Source organism: Gordonia sihwensis (assembly GCF_029632925.1).
GTDB lineage: Bacteria > Actinomycetota > Actinomycetes > Mycobacteriales > Mycobacteriaceae > Gordonia > Gordonia sihwensis.
In genome coordinates this window covers 2,754,096-2,772,205 of the sequence record NZ_CP121248.1, presented here as the reverse complement: position 1 = coordinate 2,772,205, position 18,110 = coordinate 2,754,096, and the positions used below count along the sequence as shown (strand labels likewise).

Below are 18,110 nucleotides of genomic sequence, written 5' to 3'. Positions count from 1 at the left end.
GCGTGCACAGGGAGTCGCTCATGCCCCACAGTCAGCCGGGTGGGACCGGCCACCTTCTCCAGCGGACCTTCTTCGCGAGTGACACCGCTCGCGTCGACCCCGCCCTGTACGCCGATGCAGGCGGAACACCGGTCCGGGTGGAGCGTGACTGTGCGGTCCTGTCCGACGGTTCTCGGCTGAGCACCGACACCTACTTCGGTCGGTTCGCCGCCGCGTACTGGCAGCGGTACACCGACGTCGGGACGGTCGCCGTCGAGTTCGACTACTCATGCGACGACGGCGCCGAACTCACCGTCGCCACCCGTGCCTCCGACATCAGCGGGCGGATACGGCCGCTGACCGTGGTCGGTCTCACCGGTGCGGGCCGCGCCGTGGTGGAGGTACAGATCGATCGCTACCTCGACGGCGGTGCCGCGTGGTTCGACCTCGCGGTCGTCGGTGGCCGAGCGCGCGTGTGGAACGCCCGGTGGACTACGGCGGTCGAGCCGGTCCGCGACCGCCGGGTCAGTGTGGTGATCTGCACGTTCAACCGTCCCGACGACGCTGTCGCCACGGTCGGCGCCGTCGCTCGTGACGCCGATCTCGCCGAGCGCGTCGAGACGGTTCACCTCGTCGACCAGGGCACACGCCGGGTCGCCGACGCCGCGGGCTTCGACGATCTGAGGGCCGGACTCGGCAGCCGGCTCGACTATCTCAACCAGGCCAATCTCGGTGGCAGCGGCGGTTTCTCGCGGGGAATCTACGAGGCGACCGCGGCCGGCCGACCGCTGACCGACGTGCTGGTGATGGACGACGACATCCTCTGCGAGTCGGAGTCGATCCTGCGGATGACCTCGTTCGCGCGATTCGCGCGGGAACCGATGCTGGTCGGTGCGCAGATGCTGCTGCTGTCGGAGACGACGCGCATCCACATGACGGCGGAGACCGACGATCTCGATCACCTGACGTGTGCCGACCCGCCGCCCAACGCCCGCCGCGGTGTCGACGCGCTCGAGTTCCGGCAGGACGTGCGTGTGATCGCCGGGTACAACGCCTGGTGGTCGTGCCTGATCCCGCGGGAGGCGATCGACGCGGTGGGTCTGCCGATGCCGTACTTCATCAAGTGGGACGACATCGAGTACGGCGTACGGTGCCGTCGAGCGGGCTTTCCCACGGTCACGCTGCCCAACGCCGGCGTCTGGCACGCCGACTTCCATCTCAAAGACGTCGACGACTGGTCGTCGTACTTCGGTCAGCGCAATGTACTGATCTCGGCGGCCATCCATTCGCGGTTCGACGGCAAGACGATCTCCGCGACCGTCGCGGAGCACATCGGCGAGTTGATCGTCGGCCTCAAGTACGGGCAGGCGGCGATCGAACTGCGGGCGGTCCGTGACTTTCTCGCCGGGCCGTACGTGCTCGCCGACGGCGGCCGAGCCAAGCTCGCCGAGATCAACGCGCTGCGTAGCGAGTACGACGACACCAGGCTGCGGCCCGCGTCTGAGATCGCGGACCTGCCGGTGATCCCGCGGCCGCCGGCGCCCGCGAAGAAGTGGGAACGGCGGGTGCTGGTGAAGCGCGCCGCGCAGCAGTTGCTCGGTCGGCGGGCGCCCGGGCGGGTGGCGATAGGCGCCGACGACGGAGCCTGGTGGCACGTCGGACGGTTCACCTCAGCGGTGGTCACCGACGCCTCGCAGACCGGCGTGCGGGTTCGCACATACGATCGCGCGACCAGTGTGGCGCAGGGCAGGGAGCTCGCCACGCTGTGCTGGCGACTGCGGCGGCAGGCCCCGGAACTGCAGCGCGCCTGGCGCGAAGCAGTGCCGCAGCTCACGAGCAGGGAGAACTGGGAACGACTGTTCGCAACGGACTGACTACCATTACGGCCATGACCAGTGCCGAGAACGTCCGCGTCCGCTTCTGTCCCTCCCCAACCGGAACTCCGCACGTCGGACTCGCCCGGACCGCGCTGTTCAACTTCGCTCAGGCGCGTCACGTCGGCGGCACCTTCGTCTTCCGGATCGAGGACACCGACGCGGCGCGTGACAGCCAGGAGTCGTACGACGCCATCCTCGACGCCCTGCGCTGGCTCGGATTGGAGTGGGACGAGGGACCCGAGGTCGGCGGCCCCTACGGACCGTACCGGCAGTCGGAGCGTAAGCAGATTCACCGCGATGTGGTCGCCCGGCTGCTCGAGGCGGGGGAGGCGTACGAGGCCTACTCCACCAACGAGGAGGTGGAGGCGCGGCACAAGGCGGCCGGACGCGACCCCAAGCTCGGCTACGACAACTTCGACCGTGATCTCACCGACGCGCAGCGCGCGGAGTTCCGTGCGCAGGGCCGCAAGCCGGTGATCCGGCTGCGGATGCCCGACGAGGACCTGACGTGGGACGACCTGGTTCGCGGCACCACCACGATCAAGGCGGGGACGGTGCCCGACTTCGCGCTCACTCGCGCCGCCCGCGGGGACGACGAGATCGGCGATCCGCTGTACACGCTGGTGAACCCGGTGGACGACGCGATGATGAAGATCACGCACGTCCTGCGCGGCGAAGACCTCCTTCCGTCGACGCCCCGGCAGATCGCGCTGTACCGCGCACTGATGAGGCTCGGCGTGGCCGACCGCGTTCCCGAGTTCGGCCACCTGCCCTTCGTCATGGGTGAGGGCAACAAGAAGCTCTCCAAGCGCGACCCCGAGTCGAGTCTGTTCCACCACCGTGATCGGGGATTCATCCCCGAGGGTCTGCTCAACTACCTGGCCCTGCTGGGGTGGGGAATCTCCGCCGACCACGACATCTTCACGCTCGACGAGATGGTCGAGGCATTCGACGTCCGCAACGTGAATTCGAATCCCGCTCGCTTCGACCAGAAGAAGGCCGACTCCATCAATGCCGAGCACATCCGCCGGCTCGACTCCGCCGACTTCGCCGACCGACTGCAGAAGTTCCTGATCGACGGGGGCCGGTTGTCCGGGCCGGTCGACGCCGGCCGGTGGGCGGTGATCGCCGACCTCGTCCAGACGCGCATTCAAGTGCTCGGCGACGCGTGGGATCTCATCAAATTCCTGTTCGTGTCCGACGACGACTTCACCTACGACGAGAAATCTGTGAAGAAGAACCTCGGCGGGGAGGCCACCGGCGTGCTCGACGCGGCGATCGCGGCGTGCGAGGCGGTAGATCTCTGGGAGACCGCGGCCCTCGAGTCGGCTCTCAAGGAGGCTCTCGTCGACGGTCTGGAGCTCAAGCCGCGCAAGGCCTTCGGGCCCGTGCGCGTCGGTGTCACCGGTGCCGCGGTGAGCCCGCCGCTGTACGAATCGATGGAGTTGCTGGGGCGAGAGAAGTCGCTGGCTCGACTCCGCCAGGCGCGCGAACTGTCGGCTTCGCTCTGATCACCTCGGCTGGTCGGGCGCCCTGAACGGGCCCCTGACCAGCCGATTTGTGTTTAGGGTGGGTGGTGTTGGTATTGTTCTTCCCGGCCCGGAAAGCGGAACGGCAGCGCCAAGCCCAACGGATTCCGGTTCAAACCCTTGGGGTATGGTGTAATTGGCAACACAGCTGATTCTGGTTCAGCCATTCTAGGTTCGAGTCCTGGTACCCCAGCGAAGTACACGGATGTTATTCTGTGTGCCTCACAATTCAACAGAGTTGTTCTAGGGCCCCGTCGTCTAGCGGCCTAGGACGCCGCCCTCTCAAGGCGGTAGCGCGGGTTCGAATCCCGTCGGGGCTACAGAAGAAGACCCCCGGTCATGAAGTGGAATTCATGACCGGGGGTCTTCTCTTTCGGCGTCCTCGATACACCATCCTTCACTGTGCCATTGACAACTGGCGCAGTGGGTGATGTTGTTCAGAGATGGGAAGTTGCGCGAATCACTCAGGTCTGGATCCGGTGTCTGGAATCACCGCTCGGCGCTCGGGGAGCCTCGACAGCGCGACGGGGGCGCACTGATGTACGGCGTCGACCGGCTTCTTCATCGTCTGGTCCGCGACCCGCGCTCAGTCGGTGCCGACGCGGTCGTCACCGGTGCGGGCAGCGGGATCGGGAGGGCCTTCGCACTCGAACTCGCCCGCCGGGGCGGTGATGTGGTCTGTGCCGACATCGACGCCGAGCGCGCCGCCGAGACCGTCGCGCTCATCGCCGCCGAGACCGGCCGCAGCGCCCACGCGGTCCGATGCGATGTGGCCGATCGGGCCGATGTCGAGGCGCTGGTGACCATCGTCTGCGATGTCTTCTCCGGGGCGCCGACACTCGTCGTCAACAACGCCGGAGTCGGAATCGGCGGCGAACCGGTGGGGCAGGTGGGCCTCGACGACTGGGACTGGGCGCTGGGAATCAATCTCTGGGGCGTGATCCACGGATGCGAACTCTTCGCCCCCATACTCCGCGCGGCCGGCCGCGGCGGAATCATCAACGTCGCGTCCGCGGCGGGGTTCGCCGCGGCACCGTCGATGGGGCCGTACAACGTCTCCAAAGCCGGCGTCATGTCGCTGTCGGAGACCCTCGCAGCCGAGCTCGCGGGGTCGGGCGTCGGAGTCACGGTGCTCTGCCCGACGTTCGTCAAGACCAATGTCGCGCGGGACGGCCGGATCACCGAGGCCGGACAGAATCTGGCCGGCCGGCTGATGGAACTGACCGGAACCTCGCCGCAGTCCGTCGCCGCCATGACCCTGGACGCCCACGATCTCGGACGGCTGTACGTGCTCCCGCAACTCGACGCCAACGTGATCTGGCGTCTCAAGCGTTTTCTCCCCGTCCCGTACGCCCGCGGTCTCGGCGTGCTGGGCCGCTTCCTGCCGGCCGCCTGACCGACAGTCTCATCGCATCCAACGAAAGGACCGGCCATGGCCATGGACTTCGACAGCATGCTCCAGAAGATCAAAGACCGGCAGTGGGCGCTCGCCGACATCGACTGGGACGCACCGGGCGCCGAACTGATCGAGCCGGAACTGCATGCGAAGCTCAAGCCGTTCATCTCCGATCTGATGTGGATCGAGAACGTCGGTGCGCGCGGATTCGCGGCGATGGCGAAGAAGGCTCCCGACGCCACCCTCAAGAGCATCTACGAGCACTTCCACGCGGAGGAACAGAAGCACGCGAACGCCGAGCTGGCGCTGATGCGGCGCTGGGGGATGCTCGACGACGATGAGATCCCGTCGCCCAACGTGAACGTTCAGCTGGTGATCAACTGGCTCGATCGTTACTCCGACGGACTGTCGCTGTCGTTCCTGGGCACGGTGATTCCGATGCTGGAGGTGGCGCTCGACGGTGCGCTCATCAAGTTCATCACCGACGAGGTGAAGGACCCGGTGGCGCAGGAGGTGTTCAAGCGGATCAACTCCGACGAATCACGCCACCTGGCAGTGGATTTCGAGGTGATGGACATGTTGGGCCACGCCAGTCTGCGTCGGCGCACGATCGACTTCGTCGGCGGATGGGCGCAGCCCTCTCTGCTCATCGGACTGCTGACATACCTTCCGCTGCTGAACAAGATGCGCGACAACATCGTCGCGATGGGCGTCGACGAGCAACGTCTCTACAGCGCGATGAAGCGCTACCGCTCGGTCGGGCGGCGCAGCGATTACACCCGCAGACTGCCGATGTTCCGTTTCGTCGCCACACACGGCGCTCTGGTGACCAATCGTGACAACGTCGCCTATCACGCGGTCGCCGATTCGCTGGTGACGGTGACGAACTGGATTCCCGTGTCGCTGGTGAGGCGAACACCGACGTGGTCGCGGGAGTTGACCTACGAGCCCACGGCCTGACGGGAGACCACCATGACACTCTCAGTGGCCGTCATCGGAGCCGGATTCGCCGGTATCGGCGCCGCGATCAGACTCAAAGACAAGGGCATCGACGACTTCGTCGTGTTCGAACGGGACACCGCGATCGGCGGGACGTGGCGCGACAACACCTATCCCGGTGCCGCGTGCGATATTCCGTCCCAGCTGTACTCGTACAGCTTCGCTCCCAATCCGGAGTGGTCGCACACCTATTCCGGCAGCCGCGAGATCCTCGACTACATCGAAGAGATGGCCGACGCCGCCCGAGTGCGCGAACACATCCGGTTCGAGCACACCGTCTGCGGCCTGGACTATGACGCGGCCTCGGGTGAATGGACGATCTCCTTCGAGCACCGCGCACCTGTTCGGGCGCGGTCGGTGATCCTGGCGTCCGGCCCGCTCGCCAATCCCTCGTTCCCGGACATCCGCGGAATAGACGACTACGAAGGTCATCGGATCCACAGTGCCCGATGGGACCACGACTACGACTTCACCGGCAAACGGGTGGCGGTGGTGGGCACCGGGGCCAGCGCCGTCCAGATCGTGCCCGAGTTGGTGAAACAGGCGGCTTCGGTGAAGGTCTTCCAGCGGACCCCCGGCTGGGTTCTGCCGCGCGTCGACGTCAAGACCGGCAGGCTGACCAAGACCGCATACCGATCGATTCCCGGAGCCCAGAAGCTGGTCCGTTCGGCATGGTTCTGGGGACACGAATCCATCGCGCTCGGCGTGGTCTGGAACACTCCGCTCACCCGCGCGGTGGAAGCGGCGAGCAAGCTGTACCTGCGGTCGCAGGTGTCCGACCCGTGGCTCCGGCGCCAACTCACCCCGGACTTCGCAGCCGGCTGCAAGCGGCTGTTGATGACCACCGACTACTATTCGGCGCTTCAGCAGGACAATTGCAAGCTGGTCACCTGGCCGATCGCCCGGATCGCACCCCAGGGGATCCGGACGGTCGAGGGTATCGAGCACCAGGCCGACTGCATCGTCTTCGCGACCGGGTTCGACGTGGCGAAGGCGGGCACGCCGATACCGGTGACGGGTCTGGACGGACGGGTCCTCGCCGACGAATGGCGAGGCGGTGCGTACGCGTACCGGAGCGTCGCGGTGTCGGGGTACCCCAATCTGTTCTTCACGTTCGGACCCAACTCCGGCCCGGGCCACAACTCCGCGTTGGTGTACATGGAGGCCCAGATCGAATACATCACCGACGCCATCGGGCGACTGCTGGCGGCCGACTGGAAGGCACTCGACGTCCGGGCCGACGTCCAGCGGGCCTACAACGACGACATTCAGCGGCGGCTGGGCGCCACCACGTGGAACTCCGGTTGTCGGAGCTGGTATCTCACCGATGACGGCTTCAACGCGACGATGTATCCGGGATTCGCGACCCAGTACGTCCGTCAGCTCCGCAGGGTGGATCTACGCGACTACCGAATCCTGGTGCACGCGTCGGGGCGGGGCGCCGATGCCGAGATGGCGGGCGGCCGCGGGGGAGGCTCCGATGCCGCCCGTGCGGTCGATCCCGGTCTGCGGGGTCGGAGGCGACCCGTGGGTGCCGGATAACATCTGCGCATGACCGAGTACCGGATCGACGACCTCGCTCGCATATCCGGGGTCACCACCCGCAACATCCGCGGCTATCAAGAGCACGGCCTCCTGCCGCGCCCGGTGCGTCGAGGAAGGGTGGCGATCTACACGGAGAAGCACCTGAGCAGACTCCGCGCGATCGACAAACTGCTGCGCAACGGGTTCACGCTCAAGCACATCGCGACCTTCCTGACGAATCCGCGGGCACTCGTCGGCGAGGCTCTGGAGCTGACCGAGATCCTCGACGAGCCGTGGGCGAGTACGGAACGGACCGTGTTCGACCGCCCGGCGCTCGAGCGTCTGTTCGGAACCGTCGACGACGCAGACGTGCAGGCGTTGCTCGGCGCGGGCCTGCTGGAGGAGACCGCCGACGGCGCGGCGTATGAGACCGGCGATCCTCGGAGCCTCCGCAATCTCGCGCGGCTCGTCGAACAGGGAATGCGACTGACGGTGCTGGCCGACGTGCACCGTCGGTTCGCCGAGAAGGTCGCCGAGGCCGCCGAGATCCTGATGGTCTCCGCACGGGAAGAGGTGGACCGCAGGCGCGGCCCGGGATGGGTGCCTGCCGACCAGGACGAGGCGTCCTGGGCGGCCTCACTGCTGGGGACGATGCGTGCGGTCGGTACGCAGAATGCACACGCCACCCTCGACCGGTGCCTCGACGGAGCGCTCGACCACGAACTCAGAGTCCATCAGCACGCGGCCGGCGAACGCGAGTCTCAGTCGTCGAGCCACTGAGCCGTCGACCCCGCCACGGGCATCGACGGGAGGTTCAGCTTCCGGTGATCCCACGAGCGGATCCTTGATGGCACCAGGCGCACCGCGACCCTCTTGTTCATCATCGCTTCGACGGCGGGCTGGAGATCGTCGCTGTACGGCCCGGTGTACCGCTCCCACACGCTGATGCCGACCTTGAGGCAGCTCTCGGCGTCGTCGTAGACCTCGACGGTGCCTTCGATGCTGACGCCGCGCAGAGTGTCGTAGGTGTCGCCGTCCTCGATCAGGACCGTCGCGTGCGGGTCGCGGCGGAGATTGACCACCTTCTGCGACTTCGCCTTGGTCTCGAACCAGATCTCGCCGTCGATCACGCCGTACCACATGGCGGTGAGGTGGATCGCGTCCTTGCCGTGCGTTCCGAGAGTGGCGACCCGGTGGCGGTTGATGAATTCCTCGATCTCGTCGTCGCTCATGACGATCGCCGCGCGTTGGTTGATTCCCATGATCCGACGTTATCGTCTCGCCCGTCGGGCTGCCGCGGTCGACTCAGATCTGTGCCGGTGTCTTGAGTTTCGCGCTGATGGCGTCGGCGGCCGCCACCAGGTCGGTGGCCAGCCGGTCGCCGGGACGGCGGCCCATCCGGTCGACGGGTCCGGACACCGACACCGCGGCCACGACGGCGCCGGAGGCGTCCCGCACGGGTGCGGAGATGCTCGCCACGCCCGCAGCGCGTTCGGCGACGCTCTGCGCCCATCCTCGCCTGCGGATCTCGGCGAGCGTCCGCTCGGAGTAGACGGCGTCGGCGAGGAGACTGCGGAGAGTGTCGGGATCGGACCAGGCGGCGAGCACCTTGGCCGCCGAGCCCGCGGACATCGGCAGCCGCGTGCCCTCCGGAACGGTGTCGCGCAGACCGGTCGGCGGCTCCACGGCCGCGATGCAGACGCGATCGGCGCCCTCGCGGCGATAGAGCTGCACCGACTCGCCGGTGGACTCCTGCAGGCGGGGGAGCACCATCAGGGCGGCTTCGCGGACGGTATCGCGGGCGGTCGCGGCGAGCCTGCCGAGAGTGGGACCGGGAATCCACCGGCCGCTGTCGTCGCGCGCGACCAACTGGTGCACTTCGAGCCCGACGGCCAGCCGGTGGGCGGTGGCCCGGGGCAGCCCGGTCGCGTCGCACAGCTCGCCCAAGTTGCACGGCTGCTCCGACACCGTGTGCAGAATCATCACGGATTTGTCCAGCACGCCGATTCCGCTATCCTTTCCCATAGGACGATATTAACCGTCCAAATACTGAGATTGAAAGTCGAGGGGCGCAGGCCCGGCCGAGGTGGTCCACAGCCCGGACCTCTCGGTCGCGTCTCCCAACTCGAAGCGGAACTACTAGAAGATGCGAGTGAGCTCATGACGCAGAGCGCCGGAAATCCGCGCACGCTGGCCGAGAAGGTCTGGGACGACCACGTCGTCGTTCCGGGAGAGGCCGATGCGAGCGGCAACACCAACCCCGACCTGATCTACATCGACCTGCACCTCGTGCACGAGGTGACCAGTCCGCAGGCCTTCGACGGCCTCCGGATGGCCGGCCGGAAGCTGCGTCGACCGGACCTCACCATCGCCACCGAGGACCACAACGTCCCGACCGTCGACATCTTCAGCCCGATCGCCGATCAGGTCTCGGCCCTGCAGGTGGAGACGCTGCGTAAGAATTGCGAGGAGTTCGGCGTCCGCCTCTACCCGATGGGCGACGCGGAACAGGGCATCGTGCACGTCGTCGGTCCCCAGCTGGGACTGACCCAGCCCGGCATGACCGTCGTCTGCGGCGACAGCCACACCTCCACTCACGGCGCCTTCGGCGCGCTGGCGATGGGGATCGGCACCTCCGAGGTGGAGCATGTGATGGCCACCCAGACGCTGTCGCTGCGGCCGTTCAAGACGATGGCGATCACCGTCGACGGCGAACTGCCGCCCGGCGTCACGAGCAAGGATCTGATCCTGGCCGTGATCGCGGAGATCGGCACCGGCGGGGGACAGGGACACGTGCTGGAGTACCGCGGTCCGGCGATCGAGAAGCTCTCGATGGAGGCCCGGATGACGATCTGCAACATGTCGATCGAGGCGGGTGCCCGGGCCGGCATGATCGCGCCGGACGAGGTGACCTACGAGTTCCTCAAGGGCCGTCCGCATGCACCGACCGGCGACGACTGGGATGCGGCCGTGGAGTACTGGAACTCGCTGCGGACCGACGAGGGTGCGGTCTTCGACCGCGAGGTCCACATCGACGCCTCCGCCTTGACGCCCTTCGTCACCTGGGGTACCAACCCCGGCCAGGGTCTGCCGTTGGGTGCGAACGTGCCGGATCCGGCCGACATCACCGACGAGACCGAGGCGCAGGCGGCCGCTCGGGCGCTCGAGTACATGGACTTGACGCCCGGCATGCCGCTGCGCGAAGTCAAGGTCGACACCGTCTTCGTCGGCTCATGCACCAACGGACGCATCGAAGATCTGCGGGCGGTCGCGGAGGTTCTCAAGGGCCGCAAGGTGGCCGACGGAATGCGGATGCTGGTGGTGCCCGGTTCCATGAAGGTCCGTGCGCAGGCCGACGCGGAGGGACTCGGCGAGATCTTCGAGGCAGCCGGCGCCGAATGGCGGATGGCGGGTTGCTCGATGTGCCTGGGAATGAACCCGGACCAGCTCTCGCCGGGCGAACGCTGCGCGTCGACGTCGAACCGCAACTTCGAGGGTCGCCAGGGCAAGGGCGGCCGCACGCATCTGGTGTCGCCGGCCGTCGCCGCCGCGACCGCCGTGCGCGGCACGCTCGCCGCCCCCGCCGATCTGGACTGACCGAGCCTCTCCAAGGCCTGACTAGGAGTCAAACACGATGGAACCGTTCATCACCCACACCGGTGTCGGAGTTCCGTTGCAGCGCAGCAACGTCGACACCGATCAGATCATCCCCGCCGTCTACCTCAAGCGCGTCACACGCACCGGATTCGAGGACGGCCTGTTCGCCGGATGGCGCGGCGACCCCGACTTCATTCTCAACAACGAGCCCTGGAGCAAGGGGTCGGTGCTCGTCGCCGGACCGGATTTCGGCACCGGCTCCTCGCGTGAGCACGCCGTCTGGGCACTCATGGACTTCGGCTTCCGCGTCGTCATCTCGTCGCGCTTCGCCGATATCTTCCGCGGCAATTCCGGCAAGGCCGGGCTGGTGGCCGCACAGGTGGCCCAGTCCGACGTCGAGCTGCTGTGGAAGCGGCTCGAGGCCGAGCCGGGACTGGAGCTGACGGTCAGTCTGGAGGACAAGACCGTCACCGCGGGCGATCTCGTGGTGCCGCTGCAGATCGACGATTACACGCGCTGGCGCCTGATGGAGGGACTCGACGACATCGGGCTGACCCTCCGCCAGACGGATGCGATCGCTGAGTACGAGTCGCGGCGTCCGTCGTTCAAGCCGACCACCCTGCCCTGACCTGCGATCGCGGGCGCTGAAGCCTCACGGCGAGAATCGATTTCGACGCTCGCCGTGAGGCTTGCGTTCTGCGGCCGAACTTCTCATGTGAATTTGCGCTGGTTGGCTTATTTTGCGCCACGATCCGTTTACCGTGTGGATTAGCTGGCACGCCCGGCCAGTGTGAATCCTGCGGAGGTACGGATGAACAAGGCAGAACTCATCGAGGAACTCACCAAAAGACTCGATGCGGACAGGAAGACAGCCACCAACTTCGTCGAGCAGGCGATCGACACCATCGTTCGCGCCGTGAACAAGGGTGAGAGCGTCACGATCACCGGTTTCGGCGTCTTCGAGAAGCGCCGTCGTGCAGCACGCGTGGCACGCAATCCCCGCACCGGAGAAACGGTGAAGGTGAAGGCCACGTCGATCCCGGCCTTCCGGCCGGGTGCACAGTTCAAGGCGATCGTCTCCGGCAAGCAGAAGCTCAAGTCGGGGCAGCCCGCGGTGAAGCGCGCGTCGGCGACACCGGCCGCCGGTTCCGGAACCGCCAAGAAGGCCGCACCGGCTAAGTCCACCGCTGCGGCGAAGAAGACCACCGCGGCGAAGAAGACGACGGCCAAGAAGACGACGGCCACGAAGACCACGGCCGCGAAGAAGACGGCCGCCACGAAGGCGGCCGCGAAGAAGACGACGCCGGCGAAGAAGACCGCCGCCGCGAAGAAGGCGCCCGCGAAGAAGACCGCGGCCAAGAAGACGGCTCCGGCGAAGACCGCCGGCGCGGGTACGACGGCCACGAGCACCGCGGCCGAGAAGACGGCACCGGCGAAGAAGGCGACGGCCAAGAAGACCGCTGCTGCCAAGAAGACGACGGCGGCCAAGAAGTCCGCTCCGGCGAAGAAGGCCGCCGCCAAGAAGTCCGCACCGACGAAGGGCGCCGACGACTGACCGAATCCACCTGCCGCCAAAGGGTATTGCGCACTTCGGCCCCTGTCCGCACGATGTGGACGGGGGCCGAAGTGCGTCCGGTGTGTCAGTCGGCGAGCGGACTCGGGATGTGATCGGCGGCGACGAGATCGCCGTCGCGCGTGGTCAGCACCCATACGCTGCCCTTGCGGTTGTCCGCTTCGGGCAACTCAACACCGTCGGCCTCGGCCCACCGGTGCAGCAACGGTGCGATGACTCCGCCCTGACTGCACACCGCGTGCACCGACCCGGTCTTGCTCGCCAGTCGTCGAATCCTGCGGTAGGCCTCGTCCGGAGCCGCCTCGAAGGACTCCTCCGACAGTGCGGGTTCCAGCTTCACCTCGGTGCGCAGCGATTCGGCCAGCGGCGCGAGAGTGTCGACGCACCGTGTCCGGTCGGCGGCGTGCAGGCGGTGCGCGCCGAAGAGGGGGAGCAGCTCACGGATCGCCGCGGCCTGGGCCACCCCGCACGTGTCGAGCGGCCGCAGGCGATCGTCGCCGGTAAAGTCCCTGCGGCTCCCCGCCGACGCATGCCGGAGAACGATCAGTGTATGCAGCTCTCGCACCGGCCGGGAGGCGAAGGTGTGCAGCACATCGCGATCGGCGTCGTAGCTGACCGCGTCGATCGCGTCGGCCACCGGAAGCCACTTCAGATCGTCGCATTCGCGGTTGGCGTGGAACCCTCCGCCGACGGCCTCCACCGCCCAATAGGAGACCCGTTTCGGCACCCCCGAGGCCAGACGGTAGCCGACAGTGCGCAGCCGGTGTCCCAACCGCACCTCGTAGCCGGTCTCTTCGACGAGTTCCCGCGCGGCCGTCACCGGCAGGATCTCGCCGCGTTCGGCCTTTCCCTTGGGCAGCGACCAGTCGTCGTAGCGCCGCCGGTGAACCAGCGCCACCTTCACGCCGGCCGACTTGCTCGGCTTCCAGAGGACGCCGCCTCCGGCCCACACGGTACGGGTCGGCCGGCTCATCAGGATCCAGTCGGGTCGGCGTGGTGGCGTTGACGGGTCATCATCTGTCGCTGGTGGTCGCGGACCTGCTCACCGGCCGCCGGCTGGGCCCGCCAGGTGCCGTCCGGCTGCAGTTCCCAGCAGCGGGTCCGGGGATCGAGCGCCGACTCGAAGATGTCCTCCAGATCGGCGGCCAGCCTGCGGTCACGGACCTGCACCATCACCTCGACACGTCGATCGAGGTTGCGGTGCATCATGTCGGCGCTGCCGATCCAGTACTCGTTCTGGGCACCGAACTGCAGGATCCGTGAATGCTCCAGGAACTCGCCGAGAATCGACCGGACGACGATGTTCTCGCTGAGTCCCTCCACACCCGGTCGCAGCGCGCAGATGCCCCGCACCACCACGTCGACGCGAACGCCCGCCTGTGAGGCCCGGTACAGCGCGTCGATCACCTGCTCGTCGACCAGCGCGTTGGCCTTGAGCCGGATGAGTGCCCCCGGATCTCCGGACCGGTGGGCCGCGATCTCGCCCTCGATCCGCTCGATGATGCCGGTGCGGATGCCGTGGGGCGCCACCAGCAGATTCCGGTACTCCTGCTTGCGCGAGTAGCCGGTGAGCGTGTTGAACAGGTCGGTGAGGTCCGAGCCGATCTCCGGTGCGGCGGTGAACAGACCGACGTCTTCGTACAGCCGTGCCGTCTTCGGGTTGTAGTTGCCCGTGCCGATGTGGCAGTAGCGGCGAAGGGTCGAGCCCTCGCGACGGATCACCAGGCAGGTCTTGCAATGCGTCTTGAGACCGACGAGCCCGTAGACGACGTGCACCCCGGCCTGTTCCAGAGTGCGCGCCCAGCGGATGTTGGCCTGTTCGTCGAACCGTGCCTTGAGTTCCACCAGCGCCACCACCTGTTTGCCCGCGGCCGCGGCGTCGATCAGCGCGTTGACGATGGGCGAGTCGCCCGAGGTGCGGTAGAGGGTCTGCTTGATGGCCAGCACGTGCGGATCGGCGGCCGCCTGCTCGATGAATCGCTGGACGCTGGTGGAGAACGAGTCGTAGGGGTGATGCACCAGCACGTCGCCGTCGCGCAGGGTCGAGAAGATGCTCTTCGGCGTCTCCCGCTCACCGAACGCCGGGTGGGTGGCCGGCACGAACGGACGCTCCTTCAGCTGCGGCCGGTCGATCCCGTAGATCTGCCAGAGACAGGTCAGATCGAGCAGTCCAGGCACTTGGATGACGTCGCCCGGGTCGACGTCCAACTCGCGGAGCAGGAGTTCGAGCATGTGCTCGGTCATGTCGTCGCCGACCTCGAGCCGGACCGGTGAACCGAACCGCCTGCGCGCCAGTTCGCGTTCGAGCGCCTGGAGCAGGTCCTCGTCACGGTCCTCGTCGACCTCGAAGTCGGCGTTGCGCGTGACCCGGAAGACGTGGTGCTCCACGATCTCCATGCCGGGGAACAGTTCCGGCAGATTGGCCGCGATCAGATTCTCCACGGGCAGGAAGAGCGCGGTGCGCGGCCCGTCGTCGGGGCCCTGCGGCTGGACGAGACGGTCGACCCGGACGAACCGGTTGACGTTGTCGGGCACCTTCACACGCGCGAAGTGCTCGCCGCCCTCGGCGCGGTCCTTCACCGTCACCGCGAGGTTCAGGCTCAGACCCGAGATGTAGGGGAACGGATGCGCCGGATCGACGGCCAGCGGGGTCAGGATCGGGAACAGTTCGTTGTGGAAGTGCGTCTGCATCCGCACCCGCTCGGCGGCCGTGAGATCGTCCCAGCCGATGATCTTGATGTTCTCGCCGGAGAGTGCCGGGAGCACCGAGTCACGGAAGACGCGCGCATGCCGGTCGGCGATCTTCTGGGTGCGGACAGCGATCATATGCAGTTGCTCGCGCGGGGAACGGCCGTCCGCCGAGCGCACCGAGAGGCCGGTCTCGTCGCGGCGCTTGAGGCCCGCGACGCGCACCATGAAGAACTCGTCGAGATTCGACGCGAAGATGGCCAGGAACTTGGCGCGCTCCAGCAGCGGGCGGGAGACGTCCTCGGCCAGTGCGAGGACGCGAGAGTTGAAGTCGAGCCAGCTCAGCTCACGGTTGAAGTACCGGTCGGCGGGCAGGTCCGCCGCTTCGTCGGGATCCACGGTCTCGGCCGGCAGTGCGGCGGGCAGGGCGGTCTGGGACTCGTTCTCGATCTCTTCCGTGGCACTCACGCGTCAATTGTGGACTATCGGTCCGATGCTGTCCTGTCAGCCGGACGGTTTGGTTCACCGGAGTGTCGGGACGCCCGGAGTGCCGCGCCCGTGCGTCTCCCGACGCCGAGTTCGACCGCGGCGGCCAGATCCGCGGGCGTGTCGACGTCGGTGCGCAGCCGGGCCCACCGCAGCCGCCCGGGATCGAGCTCTACCGCTCCGGCCGCTCGGTGCGCCGACGCCGACCGGGCACCGAATCGCGGTTCGACGGGGTGCTGGGCGCGCACCACCAGCAGCGCCGTGCCCTCTCCGGAGCGGTCGGCGACGAAGGCGGCGGGGGCGCCTCCGGCGATGGCTGCGGCCGCCTCGTCCAGTACCTCGGCGAGCGTGAGCGCGTCGAGCGCGGCGAGGTCGGCCTGCAACGCGGCGATCAGCGCGGCGGTCGGGGAGACTGCCGCGATCGCATGCGCCAGCGCTGCGTTCAACGGTGATCGGTGCGGCGCGTCGCCGGCCTCCTCGGGCTCGTCGAGTACCCGGACACCGTGCTCGCGGACGGCGACGTGCACGGCGGGGTCGGGAGTGACGACAGCCGCCTGCGCGACGCCCGCCTCCCGGACCGCCTCGAGCGTGTCGCCGAGCATCGCGGTCACCAGGCTCCGGCGCTGCTCGTCGGAGGGCAGGGCCCCGGCCAGCCGTGACTTCGCGTGGTCCAGCCGTTTCACGGCCAGGACGACGGCTATCGGGAGCGGGTCGCGCATGTTCACCATGGTGCAGCACCGACGGGCCGGGCCGCCTGCCGGGCCGTCGAGCCGACCCCGGCGATCGGCGCTGAGCCGTGGCGAGGTGGCGCTAGGGTGGACCGCAGTTACCGGTCGTGGGTGGAGGAGTCGCGAGTGCGTGCAGTAGTGATGGGTGCTGGATCGTGGGGCACCGCGGTGGCGAAGGTGCTCGCCGATGCGGGCAACGAGGTGAAGATCTGGGCTCGCCGTCCGGAGCTGGTGGAGCAGATCAACACCGCCCACGAGAATCGCGATTACCTCTCGGGTATCGCGCTGCCCGAGAGTCTGCGGGCCGTCGGCTCCGTGGAGGAGGCGCTGGCCGGCGCCGAACTGGTGGTGTGTGCGGTGCCCTCGCAGTCGTTGCGTGCCAACCTCGAGATCTGGCGACCGCATCTGCCCGCCGATGCGATCCTGCTGTCCCTCGCCAAGGGCGTCGAGACGAGTTCCGGTAAGCGGATGAGCGAAGTGATCGCCGAGGTCACCGGGTTCCCGGCTCGGCAGATCGCGGTGCTGACCGGACCCAACCTCGCGAAAGAGGTGGCGCAGGGACAGCCCGCCGCCACCGTGATCGCATGCGTCGACGAGGCCCAGGCGGTTCGTGTGCAGGAGGCGTTCGCCACCGGATACTTCCGTCCGTACACCAACGTCGACGTCGTCGGCTGCGAGATCGGCGGAGCAGCGAAGAACGTGATCGCGCTCGCGTGCGGCATGGCGTCCGGGATGGGCTTCGGCGAGAACACGCTGGCGACGATCATCACGCGCGGTCTCGCCGAGACCATTCGGCTGGGAGTGGCACTGGGCGCCGACATCACCACCCTCGCCGGTCTCGCGGGCATCGGCGACCTCGTGGCGACGTGCTCCTCGCCGCTGTCGCGCAACCGAACCTTCGGTGCCCGCCTAGGCGAGGGCGCGAGCCTGGCCGAGGCTCAGGCGGCGACCAACGGGCAGGTGGCCGAGGGCGTCAAATCGTGCTCGTCGGTGCTGGCGCTGGCGAAGGCGCACGGGGTGGAGATGCCGCTGACCGAGGCCGTCCACCAGGTGTGCCACGAGGGCATGTCGGTGTCGGACATGGTCAGTTCCCTGCTCGGGCGCAGCACCAAACCGGAGGTGTACGGGCGGGCCTGAACCGCGTCAGCGGCCGAAGTCGAGCGGGGCTCGCTGCAGATTCTTCTCGATCAACGCCGAGACGTCGGTGATCGGCGCGTTGCCGGCACCCGCGGGCACCCACACGGCCACGTAGGGGCGGTGGTCGACGCTCACGTACGCCTGACCGCGGCCCTCGATCGTGTCGGTGATGAACCACTGGACCGGGTTGATCACCTGCAGTGAACTCGTCGGCGCGAGTTCGTCGGGCCGCTCGACACCGCAGCGCACCACAACCGGGTCGGAGTCGGCTTTGGTCCATCGGACGGTGGTCCCGTCGACCGACTTGCCCTCGAAGTCGCCGAGCTCATCGGGCAGTTTCTTGATGAACTCGGCGCAGCCGGCGGCGTCGGCGGCGGTGGTCGTGTACGACTCGACCGGTGACGGCGGGGTGTCGTCGGCGGAGAAGTGCAGCGCCGCGTACGTGATGAAGCCGGCGATCACCATGACCGGGACTGCCACCAGGGTGGCGATCATCGCCGGACTGAATCGCGGTCCCTCATCGGCCGCGGTCTGGCCGTCCTGAGCCTTCTCCGTTGGAGTGTTCCCGGTGCCGTCGCTCATGCTGCCAGTGTGATC

General features: G+C 67.6%; 16 protein-coding genes and 2 tRNA genes. 12 read left to right on the top strand and 6 right to left on the bottom strand.

Annotated elements, in window-relative coordinates; all coding sequences use genetic code 11:
- Positions 1–20 precede the first annotated feature (20 nt).
- The 8 genes from P5P27_RS13355 to P5P27_RS13320 all read left to right on the top strand — a co-directional run bounded on the left by P5P27_RS13355 (position 21) and on the right by P5P27_RS13320 (position 8,084).
- Positions 21–1,853: a glycosyltransferase gene (locus P5P27_RS13355; RefSeq protein ID WP_278124381.1), complete on the top strand. Its 1,833-nt coding sequence runs from the start codon at positions 21–23 to the stop codon at positions 1,851–1,853.
- Positions 1,854–1,867: 14 nt separating this feature from the next.
- Complete coding sequence (gltX, locus tag P5P27_RS13350) at positions 1,868–3,367, top strand: glutamate--tRNA ligase (RefSeq protein WP_278124380.1); 1,500 nt, start codon at positions 1,868–1,870, stop codon at positions 3,365–3,367.
- 139 nt (positions 3,368–3,506) lie between these two features.
- Positions 3,507–3,578, top strand: a tRNA-Gln gene (locus P5P27_RS13345).
- 54 nt (positions 3,579–3,632) lie between these two features.
- A tRNA-Glu gene (locus P5P27_RS13340) sits at positions 3,633–3,705 on the top strand.
- Positions 3,706–3,923: 218 nt separating this feature from the next.
- Positions 3,924–4,781: an SDR family NAD(P)-dependent oxidoreductase gene (locus tag P5P27_RS13335; protein WP_278124379.1), complete on the top strand. Its 858-nt coding sequence runs from the start codon at positions 3,924–3,926 to the stop codon at positions 4,779–4,781.
- A gap of 36 nt (positions 4,782–4,817) precedes the next feature.
- Entirely contained in the window at positions 4,818–5,741 is a 924-nt protein-coding gene (locus tag P5P27_RS13330) for a ferritin-like domain-containing protein (protein ID WP_278124378.1), read from the top strand.
- Positions 5,742–5,753: 12 nt separating this feature from the next.
- Positions 5,754–7,322: a flavin-containing monooxygenase gene (locus P5P27_RS13325; RefSeq protein ID WP_278124376.1), complete on the top strand. Its 1,569-nt coding sequence runs from the start codon at positions 5,754–5,756 to the stop codon at positions 7,320–7,322.
- 9 nt (positions 7,323–7,331) lie between these two features.
- Positions 7,332–8,084, top strand: a complete 753-nt coding sequence (locus tag P5P27_RS13320; protein WP_006895949.1) for a MerR family transcriptional regulator — start codon at positions 7,332–7,334, stop codon at positions 8,082–8,084.
- Here the strand turns inward: P5P27_RS13320 and P5P27_RS13315 are convergent.
- Complete coding sequence (locus P5P27_RS13315; protein WP_006895950.1) at positions 8,066–8,566, bottom strand: pyridoxamine 5'-phosphate oxidase family protein; 501 nt, start codon at positions 8,564–8,566, stop codon at positions 8,066–8,068. The two genes, P5P27_RS13320 and P5P27_RS13315, sit on opposite strands and share 19 nt — an antisense overlap.
- Positions 8,567–8,609: 43 nt before the next feature.
- Positions 8,610–9,329, bottom strand: a complete 720-nt coding sequence (locus P5P27_RS13310) for an IclR family transcriptional regulator (protein WP_039867175.1) — start codon at positions 9,327–9,329, stop codon at positions 8,610–8,612.
- A gap of 135 nt (positions 9,330–9,464) precedes the next feature.
- On the opposite strand from P5P27_RS13310, the gene leuC reads away from it, so the two are divergent.
- From leuC to P5P27_RS13295, 3 genes are all read left to right on the top strand, one after another.
- Positions 9,465–10,901: a 3-isopropylmalate dehydratase large subunit gene (gene leuC, locus P5P27_RS13305; RefSeq protein ID WP_006895952.1), complete on the top strand. Its 1,437-nt coding sequence runs from the start codon at positions 9,465–9,467 to the stop codon at positions 10,899–10,901.
- A 37-nt stretch (positions 10,902–10,938) separates the two neighbouring features.
- Positions 10,939–11,529 carry a 3-isopropylmalate dehydratase small subunit gene (leuD, locus tag P5P27_RS13300; protein ID WP_006895953.1) on the top strand — a complete coding sequence of 197 codons (591 nt, stop codon included), beginning with the start codon at positions 10,939–10,941 and terminating at the stop codon, positions 11,527–11,529.
- 183 nt (positions 11,530–11,712) lie between these two features.
- Entirely contained in the window at positions 11,713–12,456 is a 744-nt protein-coding gene (locus tag P5P27_RS13295; protein WP_278124374.1) for an HU family DNA-binding protein, read from the top strand.
- Positions 12,457–12,541: 85 nt separating this feature from the next.
- Here P5P27_RS13295 and P5P27_RS13290 read toward each other — a convergent pair whose 3' ends face one another.
- From P5P27_RS13290 to cofC, 3 genes are read right to left on the bottom strand one after another with little or no spacing between them, the layout of a single operon-like run.
- Positions 12,542–13,447, bottom strand: a complete 906-nt coding sequence (locus P5P27_RS13290) for an NUDIX hydrolase (RefSeq protein ID WP_006895955.1) — start codon at positions 13,445–13,447, stop codon at positions 12,542–12,544.
- The gene (locus P5P27_RS13285) at positions 13,447–15,630 is read right to left on the bottom strand and encodes an RNA degradosome polyphosphate kinase (protein WP_006895956.1); all 2,184 of its coding nucleotides are present in this window, start codon (positions 15,628–15,630) and stop codon (positions 13,447–13,449) included. The genes P5P27_RS13290 and P5P27_RS13285 overlap by 1 nt, the downstream gene beginning before the upstream one ends.
- 14 nt (positions 15,631–15,644) lie before the next feature.
- A complete protein-coding gene (gene cofC / locus P5P27_RS13280) occupies positions 15,645–16,376 on the bottom strand; it encodes a 2-phospho-L-lactate guanylyltransferase (protein ID WP_062366944.1) in 732 nt (243 codons plus the stop codon).
- Positions 16,377–16,502: 126 nt separating this feature from the next.
- Here cofC and P5P27_RS13275 point away from each other — a divergent pair, with 126 nt between their 5' ends.
- Positions 16,503–17,513, top strand: a complete 1,011-nt coding sequence (locus P5P27_RS13275) for an NAD(P)H-dependent glycerol-3-phosphate dehydrogenase (protein WP_062367028.1) — start codon at positions 16,503–16,505, stop codon at positions 17,511–17,513.
- 6 nt (positions 17,514–17,519) lie between these two features.
- On the opposite strand, the gene P5P27_RS13270 is transcribed toward P5P27_RS13275, so the two are convergent.
- Positions 17,520–18,095, bottom strand: coding sequence for a DUF3515 domain-containing protein (locus P5P27_RS13270; RefSeq protein ID WP_278124369.1), 576 nt, complete (start codon positions 18,093–18,095; stop codon positions 17,520–17,522).
- Between the last annotated feature and the right edge of the window lie 15 nt (positions 18,096–18,110).